This is a genomic window from Vibrio sp. Y176, from assembly GCF_033438945.1.
Map to the genome: position 1 here is coordinate 1 of NZ_JAWOQS010000694.1, position 638 is coordinate 638.

Annotated in this window: 1 protein-coding gene; it reads right to left on the minus strand. The window is 45.1% G+C overall.

Features of this window, described 5'->3' with window-relative positions; translation table 11 throughout:
* On the minus strand, positions 1-638 hold a 638-nt coding region (locus R7O13_RS28125; protein WP_318305353.1), incomplete at both ends, for an MJ1255/VC2487 family glycosyltransferase.

The window sequence follows — 638 nt, forward strand, 5'->3', positions numbered from 1 at the left end:
CAATTCTATGTTCTCCACTCTCTCTACTTCTATCACGTCGGGGTGATAACAAATAAACGTCTGCTGATTAAAGTGGAACAACAAGTCGCAGATGTCCTCAATCGACTCAAACGGTAAATACACCAACACGAAATCATCGTTATCCGCTTGGTTATCCAAAGTGTGAACGATGGGCGGTAGCAACGGCTGATCAAAGTGATACCAGTGCAATCCAAGCTGATGTTGAGATGGAGCAAAATACTCAAGTACTGATTTATCCAGCCAGCTCGCCCCCTTCAGAGGCACTGGATAGCGAAACGCATTTTGGTGACTGATACCGATACACGGCTTATTTTGTTGACGAGCAGCCCAAGCCGTGACGGGTTCAAAGTCATTGATGATTAAATCATAAGGCGCCAGATTAAGTTGGTTCACTTCTTTGAAAAAATGAATCAAATTGTTGTTCAAGGCCGTTTTGGCGTAATTGACCGAGCCTTTTTCCGTCACAAACGTAAAACCGCGACGAGTCTGATAATCGCCAAACGCTTCCATTGAAAAGTATTTCTCCGGTGCTCGCCCAGAAAAAAGAAAGTCGACCTGCACATCGTGCGATTCAAATGCCTTGCTCATTGCACGAGCACGTGCGATATGGCCATTTC